Origin of the sequence: Eubacterium sp. MSJ-13 (assembly GCF_018918235.1) — a bacterium.
Classification (GTDB): Bacteria; Bacillota; Clostridia; order Lachnospirales; family Lachnospiraceae; genus Butyribacter.
Genome location: NZ_JAHLQE010000016.1, coordinates 1 through 2,508 on the forward strand (window position 1 = coordinate 1; position 2,508 = coordinate 2,508).

General features: G+C 34.6%; 5 protein-coding genes. All 5 read right to left on the reverse strand.

Annotation, left to right across the window (positions count from 1 at the left end; all coding sequences use genetic code 11):
* Positions 1 to 69 precede the first annotated feature (69 nt).
* On the reverse strand, positions 70 to 276 hold the full coding sequence (locus KQI69_RS00765) for a hypothetical protein (protein WP_216563375.1): 207 nt from the start codon (positions 274 to 276) through the stop codon (positions 70 to 72).
* A 147-nt stretch (positions 277 to 423) separates the two neighbouring features.
* Positions 424 to 585 carry an AAA family ATPase gene (locus KQI69_RS10610; RefSeq protein WP_216563376.1) on the reverse strand — a complete coding sequence of 54 codons (162 nt, stop codon included), beginning with the start codon at positions 583 to 585 and terminating at the stop codon, positions 424 to 426.
* Positions 586 to 1,317 carry an AAA family ATPase gene (locus KQI69_RS00775; protein ID WP_216563377.1) on the reverse strand — a complete coding sequence of 244 codons (732 nt, stop codon included), beginning with the start codon at positions 1,315 to 1,317 and terminating at the stop codon, positions 586 to 588.
* 114 nt (positions 1,318 to 1,431) lie between these two features.
* Positions 1,432 to 1,929, reverse strand: coding sequence for a SpoVA/SpoVAEb family sporulation membrane protein (locus tag KQI69_RS00780; RefSeq protein WP_216563378.1), 498 nt, complete (start codon positions 1,927 to 1,929; stop codon positions 1,432 to 1,434).
* A 73-nt stretch (positions 1,930 to 2,002) separates the two neighbouring features.
* Positions 2,003 to 2,508 (reverse strand): stage V sporulation protein AB (locus KQI69_RS00785; RefSeq protein ID WP_216563379.1); only part of this gene is annotated, 506 nt, incomplete at its 5' end.

Here is a 2,508-nt window from a genome sequence, read left to right on the forward strand (position 1 = left end):
AAATTATCTATTCCAACTGGCAGTTTGATTATCTCTCCCATATTGCCCCTCCTTTTTACAACATCTTTTTCAATTTGCTTTTTTTCGTAACCATTGAATTAATATGCCCAAATATGGCCTTTTTGTTGTAGTTTCATTTTCAAATTTTTCTAACAATTTTCCAAAATATTCTTTTGAAATATTTTTTCCATGATATTTTTTATTAATCTCTTCTTGTAAAGTCATCAACGCAGCTTTTCTCAGCCCCGGTAAATCTATAGCTGCACAGTTTTCCATACAATGGAGTCTCACTTATCAACAATTTACCATTATCACCCATGATTAATCTCAACACATTATATGTGTCATCCGCTTCACCCAATACCTGCGGTGAATGTGTAGAAACGATAAATTGAATATTAGGAAAAACTTTCTTCAAGACATTCATATCCTTCTTTGCCATAATGGATGCAGATGAAGTTCTATTTCATCTATAAGTACTATTCCTTCTCCATCTAATGGATTATCCTTATTAGGATTTGCTAATGCCATTCGTCTGGCTAAGTCACCAAATAATGCAATTGTACACTTCTCTCCATCTGACAATTAAGCAACATTTATTTCTTTATTTCCCTTTTTTACTTTTAAACACAGAGGATTTCTCTTCACCTTTAGATCAGAATATTCCTCTCCAAGCATTGCCTCAACTGCTTTTCTTACACTTTTTAAGAATCTATCTTCATATGAATTATCATTCTTTTCAACTTTTAACTCATTTTCTATATCTTCCTGATTTCTATACCATTCAAAAAATGTTCTAAAATCAAGTTCTTTCTCAACTGCTTTTTCAAGTGCAGTAACTTTTGAAAATGTGTGTTTGTTCCGTATTCTTAGTGGAATATCAATTACTGCTCTGTTTGTGCTATAATTAACAAATATAGGCATATCCGATTCTTCATCAAAATATTTTTCCTGATAATACTTTACCAATCTATCATACTCTTTTTTATTGCCATTTGATATGGCTGCCTTTCCTGTTTTTGCCTTTGTATATGATTTTGATAAGCAAAATGATTCAGTACCCATATCCAATTGTACAACCATATCCATTTTACTTGCACCTACTCTAACCATTTCCGGCACAATTTTTCTAAAAAATGTCCCCTGTGTAGGATTAAGTCTGTTGAGCCAATTCCAAAATATATAATTTACTATATTTAAAATTGTAGACTTCCCTGTCCCATTGATGCCAAATATAAGCGTACTTTTACCTTTAAGATCAATATCAAGCTTTTCAAATCCTTTACAATTCTTTGCCTCTATTTTCAGAATCTTCATACTACAACTACCATCTTTCCTTTATATTTCATCACTTTTTTATTATAGTTTAACAAAAAGCAAAGTAGCGGTCAAACACATTTCACCGCTACTTCCTTCAACTCTCCGTCTCTCTCACATATTCATTATCCAATATATCACCCCAAGCAGAAAACTGCTGAATATTCCATAAAGGATAACCGGTCCTGATATCGTAAATATCTTGCATCCTACACCGAACACATCACCTTCTGCCTGATATTCTATTGCCGGTGATACTACTGAGTTTGCAAATCCGGTTATCGGGACTACACTTCCGGCTCCTGCAAACTGTCCGAGTTTCTGATAAATGTTAAATCCTGTAAGAATTACACTTATTCCTACCAGCGTTATTGTCGTATACATTCCTGAAATCTCTTTGTCATTTCCAAATGATGCATATACATTATTTAAGATTTCTCCGAGCAGGCATATCGCACCTCCGACAAGAAACGCTCTAAGACAGTTAAGCCAGCCGTTTGACTTTGGTGTCATATTTTCCACATACTTATTATACATTTCCTTCTGTTTATTTTTATCTTTCTCGTTTAAGACCGCTCCTATATTTGGCTCATTACTATTTTTTTCATTCATCTTTTTACCTCATTTCCATAGCTATGCCATATCTTTGTTTACACAAATAATAAATAAACTTCAAGTCTTAATATCATTTCCCACTCCATTCAAAATACATTTGATATAACGTTCCAAGACATTTTCCTGCTGCCATCATGACTATGAGCAGATATATTCCGTAAGTCAGATTTATTCTCTGGCACAATACCGGAAACACCTTTACTGCCTCTGCAAGTGCCATCGAAAGACATCCTACGAATATTCCCGCAAATATGCCAAATATAACTATACCGACATCTCCTATCCTCATAGGAAAATGATATACTGACAAAAGACTTCCTATCGTTCCGCCAAGCACTATGGCACTTTCGAGTTTATATACATGCTGGGCAACTCCCATCCTTGCTGCAAGTCTTGGCACAATCCCAAGTGCAGTGATAAGTGCAAATGTTCCTGCTGCAACTGAAACCCCTCCGGCAAAACCTATAATGGCAAGTGCCACTTCCTGTAAAATATCCATATTTTTCTCCATTCCTGATACTAGTACAACGAAAATTAAATCTTTGATACATTGAGCATGAATGTGATTTCGAGAGT

Bases quoted from the DNA above. Each gene is read 5' to 3' on its own strand.
- KQI69_RS00780 (WP_216563378.1), bottom strand. From the start codon at position 1,929: ATGAATGAAAAAAATAGTAATGAGCCAAATATAGGAGCGGTCTTAAAC.
- KQI69_RS00775 (WP_216563377.1), bottom strand. From the start codon at position 1,317: ATGAAGATTCTGAAAATAGAGGCAAAGAATTGTAAAGGATTTGAAAAG.
- KQI69_RS00765 (WP_216563375.1), bottom strand. From the start codon at position 276: ATGGAAAACTGTGCAGCTATAGATTTACCGGGGCTGAGAAAAGCTGCG.